The sequence below is a fragment of the Gluconobacter sp. Dm-74 genome (assembly GCF_018256135.1).
Lineage (GTDB): Bacteria > Pseudomonadota > Alphaproteobacteria > Acetobacterales > Acetobacteraceae > Gluconobacter > Gluconobacter cadivus.
On the sequence record NZ_JAERLX010000011.1, the window covers coordinates 1 to 17,371 of the forward strand.

The 17,371-nt window shown below is 52.5% G+C and carries 19 protein-coding genes and 1 pseudogene; 14 read left to right on the plus strand and 6 right to left on the minus strand.

The window, feature by feature from the left end; genetic code table 11:
* The 12 genes and pseudogenes from JK208_RS15915 to JK208_RS13305 form a co-directional block, all read left to right on the plus strand.
* Positions 1–236 (plus strand): annotated as a pseudogene (locus tag JK208_RS15915) (hypothetical protein); the annotation flags it as partial.
* Between the two features lie 170 nt (positions 237–406).
* Positions 407–1,366 (plus strand): IS110 family transposase, encoded by a 960-nt coding sequence (locus JK208_RS13255; RefSeq protein WP_211576430.1) that lies wholly within the window; start codon positions 407–409, stop codon positions 1,364–1,366.
* 310 nt (positions 1,367–1,676) lie between these two features.
* The gene (locus JK208_RS13260) at positions 1,677–2,051 is read left to right on the plus strand and encodes a hypothetical protein (RefSeq protein ID WP_211571860.1); all 375 of its coding nucleotides are present in this window, start codon (positions 1,677–1,679) and stop codon (positions 2,049–2,051) included.
* Positions 2,052–2,116: 65 nt separating this feature from the next.
* Positions 2,117–2,886 (plus strand): IS5 family transposase gene (locus JK208_RS13265; RefSeq protein ID WP_211571868.1). Its coding sequence is split into 2 segments (ribosomal slippage): positions 2,117–2,453 and positions 2,453–2,886, totalling 771 coding nucleotides; the frame shifts between segments, so codons are not numbered across the junction.
* Positions 2,887–3,171: 285 nt separating this feature from the next.
* Entirely contained in the window at positions 3,172–3,381 is a 210-nt protein-coding gene (locus JK208_RS13270) for a WGR domain-containing protein (protein ID WP_211571861.1), read from the plus strand.
* 128 nt (positions 3,382–3,509) lie between these two features.
* Positions 3,510–4,088 (plus strand): site-specific integrase, encoded by a 579-nt coding sequence (locus JK208_RS13275; protein ID WP_211571869.1) that lies wholly within the window; start codon positions 3,510–3,512, stop codon positions 4,086–4,088.
* A gap of 90 nt (positions 4,089–4,178) precedes the next feature.
* Complete coding sequence (gene parA, locus JK208_RS13280; RefSeq protein WP_211571870.1) at positions 4,179–4,808, plus strand: ParA family partition ATPase; 630 nt, start codon at positions 4,179–4,181, stop codon at positions 4,806–4,808.
* Entirely contained in the window at positions 4,805–5,041 is a 237-nt protein-coding gene (locus JK208_RS13285; protein ID WP_081109572.1) for a hypothetical protein, read from the plus strand. The genes parA and JK208_RS13285 overlap by 4 nt, the downstream gene beginning before the upstream one ends.
* A gap of 68 nt (positions 5,042–5,109) precedes the next feature.
* Positions 5,110–5,994: a replication initiator protein A gene (locus JK208_RS13290; protein WP_231100940.1), complete on the plus strand. Its 885-nt coding sequence runs from the start codon at positions 5,110–5,112 to the stop codon at positions 5,992–5,994.
* Between the two features lie 268 nt (positions 5,995–6,262).
* The gene (locus JK208_RS13295; RefSeq protein ID WP_211576431.1) at positions 6,263–7,174 is read left to right on the plus strand and encodes a 3'-5' exonuclease; all 912 of its coding nucleotides are present in this window, start codon (positions 6,263–6,265) and stop codon (positions 7,172–7,174) included.
* A 469-nt stretch (positions 7,175–7,643) separates the two neighbouring features.
* Positions 7,644–7,880: a DUF4160 domain-containing protein gene (locus tag JK208_RS13300; RefSeq protein WP_062446233.1), complete on the plus strand. Its 237-nt coding sequence runs from the start codon at positions 7,644–7,646 to the stop codon at positions 7,878–7,880.
* On the plus strand, positions 7,870–8,277 hold the full coding sequence (locus JK208_RS13305; RefSeq protein ID WP_062446236.1) for a DUF2442 domain-containing protein: 408 nt from the start codon (positions 7,870–7,872) through the stop codon (positions 8,275–8,277). The genes JK208_RS13300 and JK208_RS13305 overlap by 11 nt, the downstream gene beginning before the upstream one ends.
* 239 nt (positions 8,278–8,516) lie before the next feature.
* Here JK208_RS13305 and JK208_RS13310 read toward each other — a convergent pair whose 3' ends face one another.
* From JK208_RS13310 to JK208_RS13320, 3 genes are all read right to left on the minus strand, one after another.
* Positions 8,517–8,786, minus strand: a complete 270-nt coding sequence (locus tag JK208_RS13310; RefSeq protein ID WP_211571863.1) for a hypothetical protein — start codon at positions 8,784–8,786, stop codon at positions 8,517–8,519.
* Between the two features lie 43 nt (positions 8,787–8,829).
* Positions 8,830–9,084, minus strand: a complete 255-nt coding sequence (locus tag JK208_RS13315; protein WP_211571864.1) for a conjugal transfer protein TraD — start codon at positions 9,082–9,084, stop codon at positions 8,830–8,832.
* Positions 9,085–9,148: 64 nt separating this feature from the next.
* Positions 9,149–9,442 carry a conjugal transfer protein TraD gene (locus tag JK208_RS13320; protein WP_211576432.1) on the minus strand — a complete coding sequence of 98 codons (294 nt, stop codon included), beginning with the start codon at positions 9,440–9,442 and terminating at the stop codon, positions 9,149–9,151.
* Between the two features lie 161 nt (positions 9,443–9,603).
* Between JK208_RS13320 and traA the strand changes: the two genes are divergently transcribed.
* Both traA and JK208_RS13330 read left to right on the plus strand, forming a co-directional pair.
* Positions 9,604–12,462 (plus strand): Ti-type conjugative transfer relaxase TraA, encoded by a 2,859-nt coding sequence (gene traA, locus JK208_RS13325; RefSeq protein ID WP_211576433.1) that lies wholly within the window; start codon positions 9,604–9,606, stop codon positions 12,460–12,462.
* Positions 12,456–13,085, plus strand: a complete 630-nt coding sequence (locus tag JK208_RS13330) for a hypothetical protein (protein ID WP_211576434.1) — start codon at positions 12,456–12,458, stop codon at positions 13,083–13,085. Before traA ends, JK208_RS13330 begins: the two co-directional genes overlap by 7 nt.
* 400 nt (positions 13,086–13,485) lie before the next feature.
* Here the strand turns inward: JK208_RS13330 and JK208_RS13335 are convergent, their stop codons facing one another.
* The 3 genes from JK208_RS13335 to JK208_RS13345 all read right to left on the minus strand — a co-directional run bounded on the left by JK208_RS13335 (position 13,486) and on the right by JK208_RS13345 (position 17,370).
* Positions 13,486–14,562: an IS5 family transposase gene (locus JK208_RS13335; RefSeq protein ID WP_211576435.1), complete on the minus strand. Its 1,077-nt coding sequence runs from the start codon at positions 14,560–14,562 to the stop codon at positions 13,486–13,488.
* Positions 14,563–14,814: 252 nt separating this feature from the next.
* Positions 14,815–15,741, minus strand: a complete 927-nt coding sequence (locus tag JK208_RS13340) for a LysR family transcriptional regulator (RefSeq protein ID WP_077804040.1) — start codon at positions 15,739–15,741, stop codon at positions 14,815–14,817.
* 33 nt (positions 15,742–15,774) lie between these two features.
* Positions 15,775–17,370 carry an OprO/OprP family phosphate-selective porin gene (locus tag JK208_RS13345; protein ID WP_149026834.1) on the minus strand — a complete coding sequence of 532 codons (1,596 nt, stop codon included), beginning with the start codon at positions 17,368–17,370 and terminating at the stop codon, positions 15,775–15,777.
* Position 17,371: the final 1 nt, after the last annotated feature.

Here is a 17,371-nt window from a genome sequence, read left to right on the forward strand (position 1 = left end):
AAGCTACCCCAAAAACCGTCAATCAAATCGCCAAAAGCCTGAAATCAGAACCAAGGCACATCAACCAACGGTTCTTCAATCCCTCCAACTTAGGGCGAAGGCTCAAGACCCTAAACGGCCTCACCCCTTACGAATACATCTGCAAAATCTGGACTTCAGAGCCAGAAAGATTCATCATCAATCCAAACCATCGAAACACGGGACTAAACACCTTATGTGTTTCCAGCCTGATATGATGACCTCCTGAACGACCCTGGCCAGGGTCGTTCAGGAGGTGAGATACAGCGCTTAACATCTGGTAGCCTGACCACGTTTTCTAGCAGGCTGATCTCGCCTCTCTTCACCGTCTCGAACAGTTGACGGCGGCCCGGTTCTGGGACCGCGAACATAAGAAAGAGAGAGTGATATGTCTGCGGAAACCATCATCGGAATAGATGTGTCCCGAGACTGGCTTGATGGCTTCTGTCTGCCCGGAAAACAGAGATTCCGTTTGCAAAATTCACCTGATGGCTATGCCAGATTACTGGAAACCCTTCAGAGTATGCCGGACGATCTCAAGGTTGGGTTTGAAGCCACAGGCGGACAGGAATGGGCACTCTGGCGTGTTCTCATAAGTATGGGGATCAATGCGGTCCAGTTGCCACCAGCACAAATCAAGGCTTTCGCATTCTCCATGGGGAAGAGAGCGAAGACCGACCAGATCGACGCGGAACTGATTGCGCGCTTCATGGTTGTCCGCCCAGAGGCCGGCCGAGCACTGCCAGATGAAAAACTTCAGCTTCTCCGGGCATTAACGGCTCGCAGAGCTCAGATGGTAGACGCGCGTAAACGGCTTTCTGCCCAGATTTCGGCGCGTCGCAAGCAGGGTGTGAGCGCTGAACTGGAGGATATGGACAGCAGTCTCAAAGCATTTCTTGAGAGCCAGATCAGCGAGCTCGAACAACGGATTGAAGGAGTCATTGCACAGGGCAAAGAACTCTCTGCCAAAGCAGAACTTCTCCGTTCCATCCCCGGTATCGGCCCGGTATCAGTCGCCATGCTTCTCGCAGAAATGCCAGAACTCGGCCGTATGACAGCGACCGAAGCCGCTGCCATGACCGGACTTGCACCAATGTCTCACGATAGCGGCGCGCTGCGCGGGAAACGTGTCATTTCAGGGGGACGAAGATCTCTTCGCCATGTCCTGTTTCAGGCCGGATTGGCAGCTTCATGTCATAATCCGGTTCTGAAAGCTGTGGCAAAGCGCATGAAACAGCGGGGCAAGTCACATAAACTAGTCATCATCGCGATTGCGCGGCGTCTCGTCACAATCGCAAATGCTGTCCTGAAAACAGGCCTGCCGTGGCGCATTAGCCCCGTCGTTTAAACACAGTTGCTAGGAGAACGCTCCAAGTAGGTTACCAAGCCCACTCAACCGAGCAAGCCGCTCTTCAACGTCCAAGAAACCGGGTTGCGTCATGAGCCACTCCTCCAGTCATCACACAAGAGATGGAATTACAGAGAAAAGCTCAAAACCAGAGAATTTTTCGCCCCCTCCAGGTTCGGGTCTGTCGTTTCAGTTGCGAGATTGATGTAAAGCGCGTCCATCCCGCCACACGCGCAAATATTCGAATTAGATTAACTGTTTGTTATTCTCTCCAGCGCAAAATAGTTTCATCACAGATGGAGATATAACCATGACAAGTCAGATCGACTGGGACGCCGCCGAGAAAATGGGACTTGTCCTTCCTCTTTCCGACAGTGAATGCGTCGACATTTCATCTGGCCAACTGAACGTCTCTGGTGCCTCTTATCAGCTTGAAATTCCGCAATCACCATTTCAAAAATTATTAGAAAAACCGATAATGGATGCGACAAGCGACATTAAGTCGGCTGCCAATGAGCTTCTCCAAACTTACGGAGAAAAGGCGGCTATGATCGCAAGCGACCGAGCTACTTTCGCTTCGTATGCTCGGACCAAAGCCCGAAGGGATTTCTGGGTAGGTGTTTTCACTGAAATTCGTCGGACTTCTGTGAAGCAGCTACCTGTCACTGAGAAGGAAAATACCTAGGGCCTGTTAGGTCTTGAAAGACTGGCGGACGTGCATAGCTTTGTGTGATGAGCACGATGCAGTCTGTGATTTCCGATGATGCGTGGCAAGTCTGGGAGCCCCTGATCGAGGCCGTTCGCCCGAAAGGCAAAACGCCGCCGCGTGACCTTCGTCGGACCATCTCGGCCATATTCTGGCGCCACCAGAATGGATCGAAATGGCGCTCCGTCCCGTCGGACCTCGGCCCATGGTGGACCGCAGCACAGCTCTTCCTTCGCTGGACAAAGCTCGGGGTATGGCAGGCTCTTTTCGAGCGATTGAAAGACGGTGACCCGTCCCTCGGCATGGTCTTTCTCGACGGCACAAACATTCGGGCGCATCACAAGGCGGCGGGAGCCGCCAAAAAGGGGGACTCAGAGGCAGCCGAAGCGATCGTGAAGCACTTGGTCGCTCACGTGGAGGCTTTGGCAGCAAGGTCTGTGTCGCTGTAGACGGACGCGGAAAAGCCCTATCGTTTACCCTGACGCCAGGTCAGACACATGAATTGCCGTCAGCGATGGCGCTCCTTAACGCATTGCCGCACGCCCCACGCTATGTCGTTTGCGACCGTGGATACGCCTCGAACCAGTTTCGAGAAGCTTTATGGGACAGAGGCTCGCGCCCGGTCATCCCGCCGAAACGCAACGAGGCTCCGGTCGCCTGCCCCAAATGGGCCTATCGGCACCGACATCTCGTCGAAAACTTCTGGGATCGTCTTAAGGAGTGGAGGGCGGTTGCTACAAGATACGAGAAAACCGCCGCTTCCTTCATGGCCATCATCTGCATCGCAGCAACCGCAGATTATCTCAAGACCTAACAGACCCTAGTGGTCTCTGGCCTATCCGAGGTTAACAATAAGAATTTCAGCCATCGATAATGAAATATAAGAAAAAATCATTTATGAATTTTAAATATCAAAGGAAGCTGTGTGTTACCCTATTACCTATAGTGTAACACAACGCGCCTTCCGCTCCCATGCCTGGGGACACAGCTCCTCCCTGTTCCGCTCTCACAATCGGCGGAAAAGACCCGAAAACCTGCATCCCTGGAGAAAAAGCCCCTGACGGTTCTGATCCGGACCTGTTACACTTTTCGGGATCTGATGCCCAAAGCTCCGAAAACGGCCCCGTCCCGCCAGTTCAGCCTCTTTCCCGAGAGCGCCCGTCTGCAGCGGATTGATCCGGCGACCAACTGCTGGCGGTTCTACCGTCTGACCCTGCAGGATGATCTCTTTGGTGATCCGGTTGCCGCTCAGAAAGAGTGGATGCTGGTAAAGCAGGGTCGGGGCTATCGAGAGGATATGGACGGATGACAGCAAGCGATGTGACGGTGAAAACGAGGGCGCTGCCCTCGCGCTCCCGGCAGGAGCCTCAGGCTCCTGCACCTCGGGGGGGTAACAGGAAGACGCCGTCTGGCGGCGGCGGGGCGCCGCAGACGGGGATGCAGCTGTTTGATCCCTCGGGGGCACGGAAATATCTGACCGTTTCCGAGCGCACCGCTTTCCTGAAAGCGGCCGAGCGGGCGCCGCGCGATGTCCGCACCCTCGCCATGACCTTGGCCTGGTCGGGCTGCCGTCTGTCCGAGGCCCTGGCCCTGACCGCCGACCGGGTGGATCTGGCTGGCGGCGTATTGGTGTTCGAAAGTCTGAAGAAGCGTCAGGACGGGATTTACCGGGCCGTGCCCGTCCCCCCTGCCCTGCTCGACGCCCTTGATCTGGTGCACGGTGTCCGCGAAGCGCAGGCGCGTCGGGACCGGGGCCGCTCCCTGCGTCTGTGGCCGGTGGCCCGCATGACCGGCTGGCGGATGGTGCACCGGGTCATGGATGAGGCTGATCTGTCCGGACCGGCCGCCTCCCCCAAAGGTCTGCGGCATGCCTTTGGCGTGGCGGCGGTCTCCACCGGCATTCCGCTCAATCTCGTGCAGAAATGGCTCGGTCATGCCCAGCTTTCCACCACCGCCATCTATGCCAACGCCTCCGGCGACGAGGAGCAGACCATTGCCAGAAAAATGTGGAATTAGCTCAAACCTGAAAATCGTACAAAATTATTACATTAAATGCGATTGAACATTTTTACGCTTAATCGTAAAAACACAAAAAAGGAATTCGGTATGATAATTGGTCTTCTGAATCAAAAAGGCGGGGTTGGGAAAACGACCCTGAGTGTTAACTTGGCGGCAAGTCTTGCCCATACTGGTGCTCGCGTACTCCTGCTCGATGTTGATCCCCAAGGTAGCGCTTTAGACTGGGCAGCCGCCCGTGAAGGAAAACCACTTTTCCCGGTGGTGGGATTGCCGCGGGCCAGCGTACACAAAGATATAGATCAGATCGGAAAAGATTACGATTATATTATTATCGATGGCCCACCCCGTGTCACCGATTTGGCACGCAGCGCTATCATGGCATCAGATCTCATTCTAATCCCAGTACAGCCTTCCCCATATGATATTTGGGCTGCTGACGAGGTTGTCAAACTCATTGAGGAAGCTGGAATTTATAAAGAAAAATTGAAATCTGCTTTTGTGGTTAATCGTAAAATCGCAAATACGGCGATAGGTCGAGATGTAAAGGAAGCTCTCTCATCATATTCTGTTCCGGTTTTCACATCGAGCATTACTCAGCGTGTGATTTTCGCTGAAGCTGCGGCTCAAGGAAAGTCAGTACACGAAATAGATCCACAGAGTTCAGCTGCCCTAGAAATAGATGCTGTTAAAGACGAGTTGGTGGGATTCATCAAATGAGCGCAAAAAAAATCCAAATAGGTATGAAGCCTACGAACAAAGCCATCTCACCATCAGCTGATGCGTGGGTCGAAACACGGAAAAACCCAGATGAGCCTGAAGCGATGAAACGGCTTACGATTGATGTTCCAGCTAGCTTGCATCGAATGATTAAATCTTCTTGTGCCATGCGTGGGACAAAAATTGCCGATGAAGTCCGTGAACTTCTTTTACAGAAATACGGAAATCAGTAGAAATTTATAATCGTATTTAAGGTTTTCTGTCTTTTCGGATGAAACGGTGGGATAAGAGAAGCAATAAGATGTCCATTCGCAAAGCTCCAAAAGCAGAAAGCCAAGCAGATTTTTTTGTGCCCACTCTTTATGATGTAGGTACAAAGGACTCTCGTAGTATTATGGATGTAGCGGTCTTTCGCTTATCTAAACGAGATCGCCGTGCAGGTGAGATCATTCACTATGAACTCTCAGATGGTCATGTAACAGTTTCTGGTGGAGCTGCTGGTATGGCCTCAGTCTGGGATTATGACTTAGTCCTTATGGCAGTCTCGCATCTTACAGAACAAATGAACCGCTTCCGTGAAGGAAAAGCCGAACGTCCTAGCCGGATTTTTCGTCCGCATGTTGCAGATGTTTTGCGTTTTTGTCGCCGTTCCGATGGTGGCAAACAAAAAGATGACCTAGTCGAAACCTGCATCAGATTAAACACAACACATGTCGCAGTTCAGAGATTTAAAAAAAATAGTAAAGGTAAAACAATAACTGTTGATGAGGGGGAACCTCTTATTAGTAGATACAAAGTTATAAAAAGCGATACTGGAAAACCAGAATATATAGAAATAGAATTGGCAGATTGGATGTATAGAGAAATAACAGATGGAAAAAATCCAGATGTTTTAACTGTTCACCCAGATTATTTCTTAATAGATCCGGGCATAGGACGATTTATTTACAGGTTAGCTCGCCGTGCAGCGGGAAAGACCGAAGCAAGATGGTCATTTCAAACTATTTATGATCGGAGCGGTAGTTCAGGAACTTTGAAAAAATTCACCGAAAACTTGAGAAAAATTATTAATTCTAACGATTTACCTGAATATAATATTAAAGAAGAACTAGGAAATTCTGGTCCATTATTGGTTATGACTTATAGGAATTCGTCTCTCCAGATGGGGAACAATGCTGGTCCCTAATGTACGGACAGTTCGAATCTGCCTCTACGACACAAGATAGAAGCAGCCTTTTCCATCCTCAACAAGGCAAAAACAGACGTATGGATGTGAACAAACCGTACATTGGGGACCAAATCCCGTACATTGGGGGCCAAATCCCGTACATTGGGGGCCAAATCCCGTACATTGGGGGCAATAAAAACATTCAAGGTACTGAAAACAAACGAATAATCATCCATTTTTTGAGCTAAAACCTTTTAAAACCCTTTAAAACTATCTTGAAACCTGAATGCCTGTGGACAACTTTCCTCTTCCTGACCGCACTCTGGACGCTCTGGCTAACCGTCTGGAGGCTTCGGAAGATTACCGAGTACTCAGACGCCTGCGTCCTTCCGTTCTGAACCACAGACCCGAGGGCAGAGGGCTGCGTACCGGTCTGTTTGTGGATCTGGAGACCACCGGCCTCGATCCCCGACAAGACGAAATCATCGAAATCGGCATGGTCCCGTTCATTTACCGCATCGACGGGATCCTACTTGGAACCCTACCGGCCTTCAGCCGTCTGCGAGAGCCTTCCATTCCAGTACCTTCCCTTGTCCAGGATCTGACAGGGCTGACGCCCGAACGTCTGGCCGGCCAGACCGTCTCGGCTGATGACGTGGCGGCTTTCGCCCCGGATGCCAGTCTGGTAATTGCTCATAACGCCGCATTCGATCGTCCTTTCCTCGAACGTTTCTGCCCGACTTTTGTGAACAGACCCTGGGCCTGCTCCATGGAAGACGTTCCTTGGGAGCAGGCAGGCTTTGAGGGGCGCAAACTGGGACATCTGGGTCTGCAGGCCGGATTTTTCTTTGACGGGCACCGGGCCGTGGATGACTGTCAGGCTGCCATCGCCCTTCTGGGCCATACAGGCTTCCCGGAGAGCCGCTCCGCCCTGTCCCTCCTGCTGGAACGTGCCAGAACAGTCTGGAAGCGTCTGTGGGCCGAATACGCGCCCTTCGAGCTCAAGGATATACTCAAAGCTCGGGGATACCGCTGGAACGACGGTTCCGATGGTCGGCCCAAAGCCTGGTTCATCGACAGGCCGCCCGAAGAAGTCGAAGAGGAGATCCGCTTTCTCTGCTCTGAGATCTATCAGCGGAAGGTGGACATCACCGTCCGTTCCGTCGAAGCCGGAGACCGCTTCACCAACCGGGTCTGAGGATACGGATTCCGAGAAGTGAAACTGTAACAGAGGTTGGAACAGTCAAAAATCCAGCATTACGGACCTTCGATGGAGGGAAACGAACATTGGCTCTGATGATGGCGGAATCATGCTTGGACCACGCCAAGATGGCTGCCCCAACTGCCGGAGAGACTGACCGTCAAGCCCGGGCAGGGCGAGTTGCATTGCCCTGAAAAGTAAAAAGGCAAGGTTGGAAATGAGCTGTCTGATGTCAATCTTCTGCTCATACTGGCTATTGTTACTGACGGACAGGTTTGTCCGAAAACGCCCCTGTCAGGGTTCACAACTGTGCTAAGAGTATAGGATCACTTTGCAGGCGCGGCTGAGGCTCAAGCGTGATGAGAGTACTGGATACGGTATGGCTTCTGGCGCATTGCCGTATCATCCAGGCTAACAGCTTTTCGTTTTATATTGAAAAACCCAAGCGTTCAGGTTATGAGAGAACATGCCAACGCTTCTTCGCATCAATGGATTTCGTGTTGTGATTTACACGGCAGACCATGAACCGATGCATGTCCACGTGATAAATGCAGAGGGCGAAGCAGTGATCGTGATTGGCAGAAAAGCCCGGCTGATCCGATCAGGCGGCATGAAGGATAAGTCTATCCAGAACGCACTTGAGATTGTTCAGGACAATGCCGGGATGCTGGCCGAAGCATGGGAGACGATACATGGCGCATGACGTGAATTATCAGGCTGCTCGTGAAGCAGGAGACCTTCACAGGACTGCTGTTCCTCATGCCGTGTCTGCACGATTGATCCGCGCACGACGTGCTCTTCATGTCGTGCTTTCGAACGGTGTTGAAATGAGCGTGCCTGTGGACCTGTTGCAGGACCTGCAGGGAGCCTCTCTGGCAGACTTGGCCGAGATCGAGATGACTCCGTTGGGCACGGGTCTTCACTGGCCGCGTCTCGACGCTGACGTTCTGGTGGAGGGACTGATCCACGGTGTTTATGGCACCAGACGCTGGATGGCAGCGGAGATGGGACGTGCCGGGGGATCATCATCGAGTGAGGCAAAAGCCGCCGCTGCTCGGCGGAATGGCGCAAAGGGCGGCCGACCGAAGAAAGTGGCGTGATACAGACGATCAGGCTGTTGATACCGATATCCTCAGGGGTGATCTTCTCATTGCGAGAAGGAAACTCGCCCTGTCCTGGTGGTGTAATGGCTTATGAAAACATCGTTTTGCACAGGACAGCCCAAACAGCGTCTGGGTTTTCTGACGGGAAAGATTCAGATATCGGAGGATTTTGATCGCATGGGGCAGGACGACCTTCTCTCCCTGTTCTTCGGTCTGGAAGGTCATCCGGATGTTTCTCAGAACGACGACCAGTCCGTTCCGGATGAGCCCGGATCGGACGTTGCCGCTGGAGCATGATGAGCACTGTCATGATGATGGGACTGTGACGGGTATGAGGTCATCAGTTCCGTCAGAACAAGATCAGTGTTCGGGAGCGGAGCTGAGGAAGACGTTTCCCCTTTCTGATCTGAGGAAAGACCTTCCAGCCGTTTCAGAATCCTGGGGATCAGAATGGCTAGTCCGATCAGGCTGACCGGGAGCATGCAGGCAATCAGAATCTGGATCATGCAACGATTTTCCCCCGCGACTTCCGGCTTCCGTTCTGAACGATCATAACCCGTTTCCTTCGTCGTTCTGACGCTCCGCGCGGAAGCGGTTCAGCCCCCGTCGTCGCCAGCGTGTTTTCAGGTCAGTGATAGACGGGTTTTCATCTCCCTGAAGCTGCTCTACCAGCTCCAGGAAGGCTCCGAGCAGTGTGGCCCGGTCATCGGCAGTCAGCTCGACGAGACCGGCCTTCTGCACCAGTCCCCCGAGCTCGATCAGATGCCTGGTCCGTTCCCGCCGTTCCTTTACCCAGTCCCGCATGTCGCTCCGTGCCTTTCGTGCCTGATGACGGGCGATCAGGACGTCCTGTCTGCCAATCCGTTTTTCAAGCGTCAGAAGCTGCGTTCTGACGGTTTTCAGTGCCCTTCCGGCTGTGCTTCTTTCCGCCTGCCTGAAAGAAGGCGTGTCCACGTTCGCTCCACCTCGCGACAGCTTCCGGTTTGTCCGTAGCCTGCTCGACGGCTGCCAGCAGGATCCCCGCCAGAGCCTCGACGGCCAGCGTGTCCGCTCCCGTTGCCTCAACCAGCTCTCCCAGCTGGATGGTCCGCTGTGCTCTGAGCTGTTTCGCTTTTTCCTGAAGGGCTTTCAGTTCGGCATCAATATCCCGCGGTCTGCGCATGTCCCTGTTCCGTCCCGTAAGGTTGTCCTGCATGCCTGCGGCGCAGCGCGCCGCCCGTCACGTCTCCCTTATGACTGACCAACCGTTTACGTTTCGTTAGCGAGTGCGCGCTTATACGTCATTGCATGACGTGCGCTTTTTCGAACTGACCCGCTGACGCCATGGCGATCTATCACCTCTCGGTCAAACTGATCAGCCGTGCGACCGGTCGGAGTGCCGTAGCTGCGGCGGCTTACCGCTCTGCGTCCCGGCTCGAAGACGACCGCCTGCAGCGGACGCATGATTTCACGAACAAGACCGGGGTCGTGCATTCGGAAATCCTTCTTCCGACTGGCGCTCCAGAGCGATGGAACGATCGTTCGGTTCTGTGGAACGAGGTTGAGCGGACTGAAACCCGCAGGGATGCCCAGCTGGCGCGGGAAGTCGAATTTGCCCTGCCCAGAGAGCTGCCAAAGCATGCGGCCATTGCCCTGGCGCAGGACTTCGTGCGCGAACAGTTTGTCGCTCGCGGTATGGTGGCCGATCTCAACGTGCACTGGGATATCGGAGAAGAAGACGGACTGCTTCGACCCCACGCCCATGTCATGCTCTCTCTGCGGGCTGTTGAGGAAGTTTCCGGACCGGACAGTGCACAGAAACGGACCGGGTTCGGCCTCAAGAAACGTGAGTGGAACAGACCGGCTCTGCTGGCCATCTGGCGGCAGCGTTGGGCAGAGCAGGTTAATGCCTGTCTGGCTGAGCATGATCTGGATCTGAGCGTTGATCATCGCTCGAACGTAGCCCGGGGCATCGCTCTTGAACCGCAGCACAAGATCGGTGCTTCCGCCTTCCGGCGGAAGGTACGTGGTGAACAGAGTGAGCGTGTTTCGGACCATATCGGGATTGCACGCCGTAATGGCGACCGGCTGCGGGCTGAGCCCTCTCTGGTGTTGGAAACCCTGACCCGGCAGCAGAGTACGTTTACCCGTCAGGACCTGGCCCGGTTTGTGGACCGGCACACGGCGGACCCGGAGCAGTTCGTTCAGGTAATGGCGAAAGTGGAAGCCTGTCCGGAGTTGCTGGCGCTCGGAAAGGACGGACGCGGTCAGGAGCGGTTCAGCACGCGTGATATGGTTGCAGTGGAGCAGCGGCTGGCCGAGATGTCTGTGACGCTTGGGCAGACACAGGGCCATGCCATGTCCCTGCGGATCCGGCAGGCTGCCATGCGCGTACCCGGGCTTGGGGAGGAACAGGCTCTCGCGGTGGGAGAGGTGACGAAGTCCCGAGATCTGTCTGTCGTGGTGGGCTATGCCGGAACAGGCAAGAGCACCATGCTCGGTGTGGCCCGCAAAGCCTGGGAAAAGGCCGGGTACCGGGTGCGGGGTGCGGCGCTGTCGGGGATTGCCGCGGAAGGACTGGAAAGTGGATCCGGGATTGCAAGCCGGACACTGGCGTCTCTGGAACTGTCCTGGGGTCATGGAGACGGTCTTCTGGAACGCGGGGATGTGCTGGTGGTCGATGAGGCCGGCATGGTGGGGTCACGTCAGATGGAGCGGGTGCTGTCTGCGGCCTGTGCGGCCGGGGCCAAGGTGGTTCTGGTGGGAGATCCCGAGCAGCTGCAGGCGATCGAGGCGGGTGGAGCGTTCCGGGCGGTGGCCGAGCGGGTCGGGTCGGTGGAGATCACGACGGTGCGCCGGCAGCGTGAGGAGTGGCAGCAGGGGGCCACAAAGGAGCTGGCGACAGGCCGGACAGGATCAGCACTGGAGCGTTATGAAACAGCCGGCCTGGTACAGGACCATCAGACGCAGGAAGAGGCACTGTCCGGTGTGGTGGCGGACTGGGACACCGAACGTCAGGCGCATCCCGGAGAGAGCGCGATCATGCTGGCGCATCGGCGGGTGGATGTCCGCGCCCTCAATGAGGCGGCGCGCAGGATCCGTCAGGAGCGTGGCGAGCTCGAGGCGGATGTTGAGCTTGCGGTGATGACCACTCAGGGAGAGCGGCAGTTTGCGCAGGGGGACCGGCTGTATTTTCTGCGCAATGACCGGCATCTGGGCGTGAAGAACGGAACTCTGGGGACGGTGCGGGGACTGTTCGGGATGGAGGACGACAGGGTCCTCCTGTCCGTACAGCTTGACGGACCGGACGGTACGGGCACCGGACGGACCGTGGCCGTACGGACTTGGGAATATGACGCGCTGGATCATGGTTATGCGGCGACCATCCACAAGGCACAGGGCGTGACGGTGGACCGGACGCATGTGCTGGCGACGGGAAGCATGGACCGGCATGGGGCTTACGTGGCGCTCTCGCGGCACCGGGACAGTGTGTCCGTCCACTGGAGCCGGGATGATGTGGGCAGCCGGGAGGGGCTGGTGGCGAGGCTTTCCCGCGAACGGCTGAAGGATACCACGCTGGATTATCCTGTCCGGGATGAAGACGCCGTATCTCCCAGACGACGTGGAGGGGATGTTTCAGAAGATGGAATGGCCTCCGGGGCTGGCAAAGAGGGGTCTGTCCCATCCAAACCCGCGCAGACATCAGATCCGGAACACCCTGATCTTCTGTCTCCTGATTTTCTGCAAAAGGGACGGGCTGAAGCCCGGAAAGTTTATGGGGACTGGCAGCGCGAGAAGGCGCTGGCCGTGCAGGCTGAACGCTGGTGCCAGGACTGGGGGCAGTCCTGGCAGGCCTATGCTCAGGCCGTTCATGGTCTGGTTCCCGGACAGGCCGTGTCTGAACAGGTGAAGAGGGGTCTGTCTGACTGTGCCCGTGCCCTGCAGCAGGATGCCCCTCTCCGGCAGAGGGTTCTGCGGGACTGGGAGCGTCTGGATCCGGTCAGGAAGGGGGAAGCGTGGTTCAGGAATGTGGTGCGGCAGAATGTGGAGGCGTCCCGGACGCTGTATGCGGGTCTGTCTGCCCATGAACAGGGCGTTCTGGACAGGATGCGACAGCAGCGCCGGATGATGGAGGAAAGCCGGAAGCTGCAGAGCCTGCGTAGCATTCCGTATCAGCCGGAGAGGGATCGGACACCATGGTAAGTGAAACGGAACGGCGGATCTTTGGTCTGCTGGAAATGGCTGAGCGTCAGCAGGCCCTGTCCGGGGATCTGTTGCAGGCACTGACACGGGAGAAAGAGGCTCTGGCGCGGGAGCGTCAGGAGCAGCACGCGGCCCATGAACGATGGAGGCGGGATGTGCGGCAGGCCACGCAGACGGAAGTGCGGCGCGGTCTGGAGGACATGCTGGCAAGCGGGACGGAAAGTGTACGGCTGACCCTCTCAGGACTGCGCTCCGAACTGAATCATCTGCCGTTGCAGACGAGCCGCGCCGTGCAGGCTCTGGAGCGTCTGGTCCATTACGCCACCTGGGGGCTGTTTCTGCGGGTTGTGGCAGGGTTGCTGGTGCTGGGAGGCGGGCTGTGGCTGATCACCTCCGGACTCCTGCTGTGGCAGCAGGGACGTCTGGTTCAGCTGGAGGACCGCAAAGCTGTTCTGTCGGAAGAGCTACGGCATATGGAGCAGCGGGAACAGGACTGGAAACAGGCCGGGATGTTGCAGGATATAACCCGCTGTGGCCCGGAGCAGCGATGGTGTGTGCTGACTGATCCCGAAGCCGGATCTTATGGAGATCACGGCGAGTTCAAGGTGCTGCAGGGAGGGTAATCCGGAAGAATTTACGATTATTTAGTAAAGAAAATATAATGTAAAAATTATATATAGGGGAGTAAATATGAATAAAATAGAAAGAAAATAAAAATATCATGAAGGTTACGAATCTTTCGTTGTTAGTCTAGATTGTGAAATAACAGAATATGATTTTAATTGTATTCATCCATTCATACCGGTTTTGATGAATGAAGGTGAGAAAGACATATTTGGTGCAAGCTGCGGGTGTGCCTTTTTCACAGCCGTTGCGATGAGGCGTGCAGATGGAGGGATCGAAGAACCGTTGATTGATGTGCCTTGGTTCTGATTTCAGGCTTTTGGCGATTTGATTGACGGTTTTTGGGGTAGCTTTTGATCTGCGTTTTGAGCAGATCGAGGATTGGCACCCGCTGAATAGCTACGCGCTCGCGTTCAACCTCTCCAGGAACAGAAAGCGCCGCATGTTGTAGACGATATTGGCCAGGCCGATCCTCATGGTGGCCCGGGTGATACCCACGGTTCGGGCGAACAGACCCGTCTGCGATTTCTGATCGGCAAAGACATGCTCGACACGCGACCGGATCACCGACTTCCCTGCGTTGGACCGCTGNTGGCGGGGCATGGGCTTGAGATGCGGCTTTTTCCTGTGGACCTTTGAGACAAAGCCCTGCTTTTCCATGAAGTCTTCGTTGGCTTTCGAGCGATACGCGGTATCGGCCCAGACGCCTGAGGCGGTATTGGCTTTATCCAGCAGGCCCTCGCGCAGCCTGGCACCATCACTGGCAGCGGCATCCGTCGTCTTCCATTTCCGGATCAGTTGAAACTTCCGATCGATGGAGATGTGCGATTTGTAGCCAAAGAACGGGATGGCGAGGTCCATGGACGGCATGGTTCCATCTTCCTGCCGTTTTGCTTTCGTGAACTTCAGCGTCCAGCGCGCATGCCTGTCCTTGTGGGACAGTTTTGCCGACTTGTCTTCCCAGCCTTCGGGGATCCGTCCTGCCCGGAGATCTGCCTTCTCAGCGTTTGTATTGCGCTGCTTTGGAGCTGCCACCAATGTCGCGTCCAAGATCTGGCCTGACATGGGCAGATATCCGGCGTTGCGCAGGGTGGTATCAAAACGATCAAACAGCCTTTCAATCGCACCAGCCTGCGTCAGGCGCTCGCGGAACAGCCAGAGTGTTTTGGCGTCCGGCACACGGTTCGACAGTCCCAGACCAAGGAAACGCATGAAGGACAGGCGATCGTTGATCAGATACTCTGTCCGCTCATCAGACAAATTGTTCAGCGTCTGGATCACCAGAATCTTGAACATCAGCACCGGATCAAATGGCGGACGCCCGCCTTTACGGCCGTCCGAATAGGCCAAAGCCTGCTCCAGATCAGGGCGGAACACCTCAAAATCCACAGTCCGGGAAAATGCTTCGAGCTGATCGCCAAGCCCGCTCAACCGGGCAAGCCGCTCTTCAACATCAAAAAAGCCAGTCTGCTTCATAGCGCCATTCCCACAGTCAGAACTGGACAAATGGAATCACAGAGCTGGTTTCAAAACCAGAGGGTTTTTCGAACCCTCCAAATGGGTCTGTTCGTCCGAACTGTCGGTATCACCCGGGCCATCATGAGGATCGGGCTCGCCAATATCGTCTACAACATGCGCCGCTTTCTCTTCTTGGAGCGCATCAACCAACAGTTTTTCGATCCATCCACCTCTATTCGAACTATCTATATTATAACCGTACAGACTATATCATATAGTTTGTATTGTAGTATCTATATTATCTTTCGCAAACAATTTTAGCTCATCAAGAAAAATACGAACACTCCTTTTTACATATGACTTCGAAGGTAATACAGCATATAAAGATATAATTTCTCCGTTATAATTAGGAAGTATTCTTACAAGCTTTCCTGTTTGTAAGCTCTCCGATAAATCCCAATATAATTTATATGCAATTCCGTTACCGGAAAGTGCCCATCTATGTATAATCTCTGCACTCGTACTGCTAAATTTGGGCTCAACCTTAATGATAAATGATTCTTCATTGTTTTCCATCAACCACTGATTAATAGCTTCCATGGTTTTATAACGTCTCAAACATAGACATGTATGCTGCTGAAGCTCTTGTGGAGACTTGGGCTCACCATGTATCCTAATATATTCAGGAGAAGCACATGGCACACGAATAGTCGATGCAATTTTTGTGACGATTGCGCTTGAAGACTCTGGAAGTCCTATACGAATAATTATATCTAAATAGTCATCGAAATTATATGAGCCTTCAGTCGCCACTGCAAGATTAACATTGATGTTCGGATATTTCTTCACAAATTTTTCAACGAATGGCGCTATTTTATTTGATCCAAGCTCTAATGGAGCACCTATGCTTAAAAAGCCCTCAATTTTTTTGTCTGAAGAAGAAATTCTATAATCAAGTTCATCAATATCTGATAATATCAATGATCCTTTTTCGTAGTAATAATGCCCATGATCGTTTAAATGAAAATGTCGTGTATTTCTTTCTATAAGTTTTATTCCGAGTCTTTTTTCTATTTTACTTAGACGCCTCGAAACAGAAGGTGGTGTTACACCAAATCTCAGTGCCGCGCTTGTAATACCGCCTGCGTCTACCAGGTCGACAAAAAATCTTAAATCGCTGATTTCTTCGAGACTCATCTTCAGTATTCCACAGCAACCGAAATTTCGATATTAGAAGGTTATAGACATTCTTCCACCGAGAGTATTACCGGAATTGTAACCGATATACAAACCATGTGTATTTAAAACATTAGCATGCGTAAAATTAAACATAAAACGAGCGTAATTCAAAAAATACCAATTAACTCCTAATGTAACGGTAGATGCATTCGAACTACCCAAGCTCCGGGATACACTCGCACGATCATATCGAAGAGAAACTTCCCACGCACCCAATCCGCCTTGTGTTACTGGATGGAGAACTCTTGGTGCAGCCCAAACACCTGAATGCGCGAAGTAATTAGGCGTCTCACCCGTCAAAAAAACGCCTCCTTGAACACTAAGGGCCTCTTCGGAGCCAGATTTTCCGGCCCAAAGAGCATAATTTGGATACGATGAATACGTGCGCCTTAGCGATAACTTTCGTAAGCCAAACTCGAATAATGCCCAAAAAGATTTCCAAATACCAAAAAGCTCAACGCCACCAGATAAAGAATGAGAAAGAGGAGCTGTTGGTCCGACCTGAAAATTAAATGCGTTATCCGTATAATTTAATAAATTCACGTTCTGGGTAAAATTTTGTGTCGGTTTTGAATCTTCGTAGAACCCCCAAAACCCTAAATGAATTAACGATACCTTATCCTTGAAAGGTATATAGTGAGCACGCAGAAGATACGTTAAATCATCTCTAACGTTGTTAGTATTATTTGTTGAATTGACTTGATCGCCAGATATTTGCGTCGCAATATGCCAGTTTTTACCATATATCTTATATGCACCGCCTAAGCCGTACCAACCCATCATGGGCACTAACAGATTGGCAACAATATCTCTATTAAGAAATACGGTATCACTCGACCCCGTAGAGCCATCAAAACCTCGTTCAGAAAATTTATTTCCGATTGTGTATTCTGATAGTAACCCAGCTGTTTTGTCAGTCCAGGTTGCAAATGCACTCATGAGTTGCAATGTATTGCTAGAAAAATCCCCTTCCAATACCCACGATAAATTACGGGCCCTACCTTGAACCCCTAGTCTAGCCGCGCGAAGTATTGTTCTTGAAATATTTTGTTGCGGAAAGCGGCTCGAAAACGACGCACCATAATCTGCCAATATTCGACCACGAACTCTGAAGCTATAATTGCCATCAGGCGTCGAGAACGATGGTAAACCTTTTCCCCATTTTAATACTAAACCATCAAACTCAGTAGTTCTATTTGGTATTTGTGATGATATACCCAAAATAGAACCGGAATTTGAAGGCATATTTGAGACGGCTCCAAATGTTCCTGGAGGAGATGCAACCAATGGGAAATTTATATAATTATTATTAATTTCTCTATGTGAAATTTTAACAGACCTAAACTTCTTCTGCTTATAATATGGAATGTCTAATATTGAATGATCATTATAATTATTTTTTACTTTCTGCTTTTGATAGGAATGCCCTTGCAGTTCAATAATTTCTTTTTCTAAATATCTAATTCTTTTATCTTGTTTTTTTAATTCATTGACCAATTCAGATATTCCTGAATTGGTCTGGGCGAACGATACGGATGTTGAAATAAAAAAAGACAAAAATGAAAAAATGAAAAAAGATTTTTTCATC

Coding starts and splice junctions, on each gene's coding strand:
- JK208_RS13275 (WP_211571869.1), top strand. CDS start 3,510: ATGCAGCTGTTTGATCCCTCGGGGGCACGGAAATATCTGACCGTTTCC.
- JK208_RS13300 (WP_062446233.1), top strand. CDS start 7,644: ATGCCAACGCTTCTTCGCATCAATGGATTTCGTGTTGTGATTTACACG.
- JK208_RS13290 (WP_231100940.1), top strand. CDS start 5,110: ATGTCCATTCGCAAAGCTCCAAAAGCAGAAAGCCAAGCAGATTTTTTT.
- JK208_RS13320 (WP_211576432.1), bottom strand. CDS start 9,442: ATGCGCAGACCGCGGGATATTGATGCCGAACTGAAAGCCCTTCAGGAA.
- JK208_RS13260 (WP_211571860.1), top strand. CDS start 1,677: ATGACAAGTCAGATCGACTGGGACGCCGCCGAGAAAATGGGACTTGTC.
- JK208_RS13330 (WP_211576434.1), top strand. CDS start 12,456: ATGGTAAGTGAAACGGAACGGCGGATCTTTGGTCTGCTGGAAATGGCT.
- JK208_RS13285 (WP_081109572.1), top strand. CDS start 4,805: ATGAGCGCAAAAAAAATCCAAATAGGTATGAAGCCTACGAACAAAGCC.
- parA (WP_211571870.1), top strand. CDS start 4,179: ATGATAATTGGTCTTCTGAATCAAAAAGGCGGGGTTGGGAAAACGACC.
- JK208_RS13305 (WP_062446236.1), top strand. CDS start 7,870: ATGGCGCATGACGTGAATTATCAGGCTGCTCGTGAAGCAGGAGACCTT.
- JK208_RS13295 (WP_211576431.1), top strand. CDS start 6,263: ATGCCTGTGGACAACTTTCCTCTTCCTGACCGCACTCTGGACGCTCTG.
- JK208_RS13340 (WP_077804040.1), bottom strand. CDS start 15,741: ATGAGTCTCGAAGAAATCAGCGATTTAAGATTTTTTGTCGACCTGGTA.
- JK208_RS13310 (WP_211571863.1), bottom strand. CDS start 8,786: ATGATCCAGATTCTGATTGCCTGCATGCTCCCGGTCAGCCTGATCGGA.
- JK208_RS13315 (WP_211571864.1), bottom strand. CDS start 9,084: ATGCGGGACTGGGTAAAGGAACGGCGGGAACGGACCAGGCATCTGATC.
- JK208_RS13270 (WP_211571861.1), top strand. CDS start 3,172: ATGCCCAAAGCTCCGAAAACGGCCCCGTCCCGCCAGTTCAGCCTCTTT.
- JK208_RS13345 (WP_149026834.1), bottom strand. CDS start 17,370: ATGAAAAAATCTTTTTTCATTTTTTCATTTTTGTCTTTTTTTATTTCA.
- traA (WP_211576433.1), top strand. CDS start 9,604: ATGGCGATCTATCACCTCTCGGTCAAACTGATCAGCCGTGCGACCGGT.
- JK208_RS13255 (WP_211576430.1), top strand. CDS start 407: ATGTCTGCGGAAACCATCATCGGAATAGATGTGTCCCGAGACTGGCTT.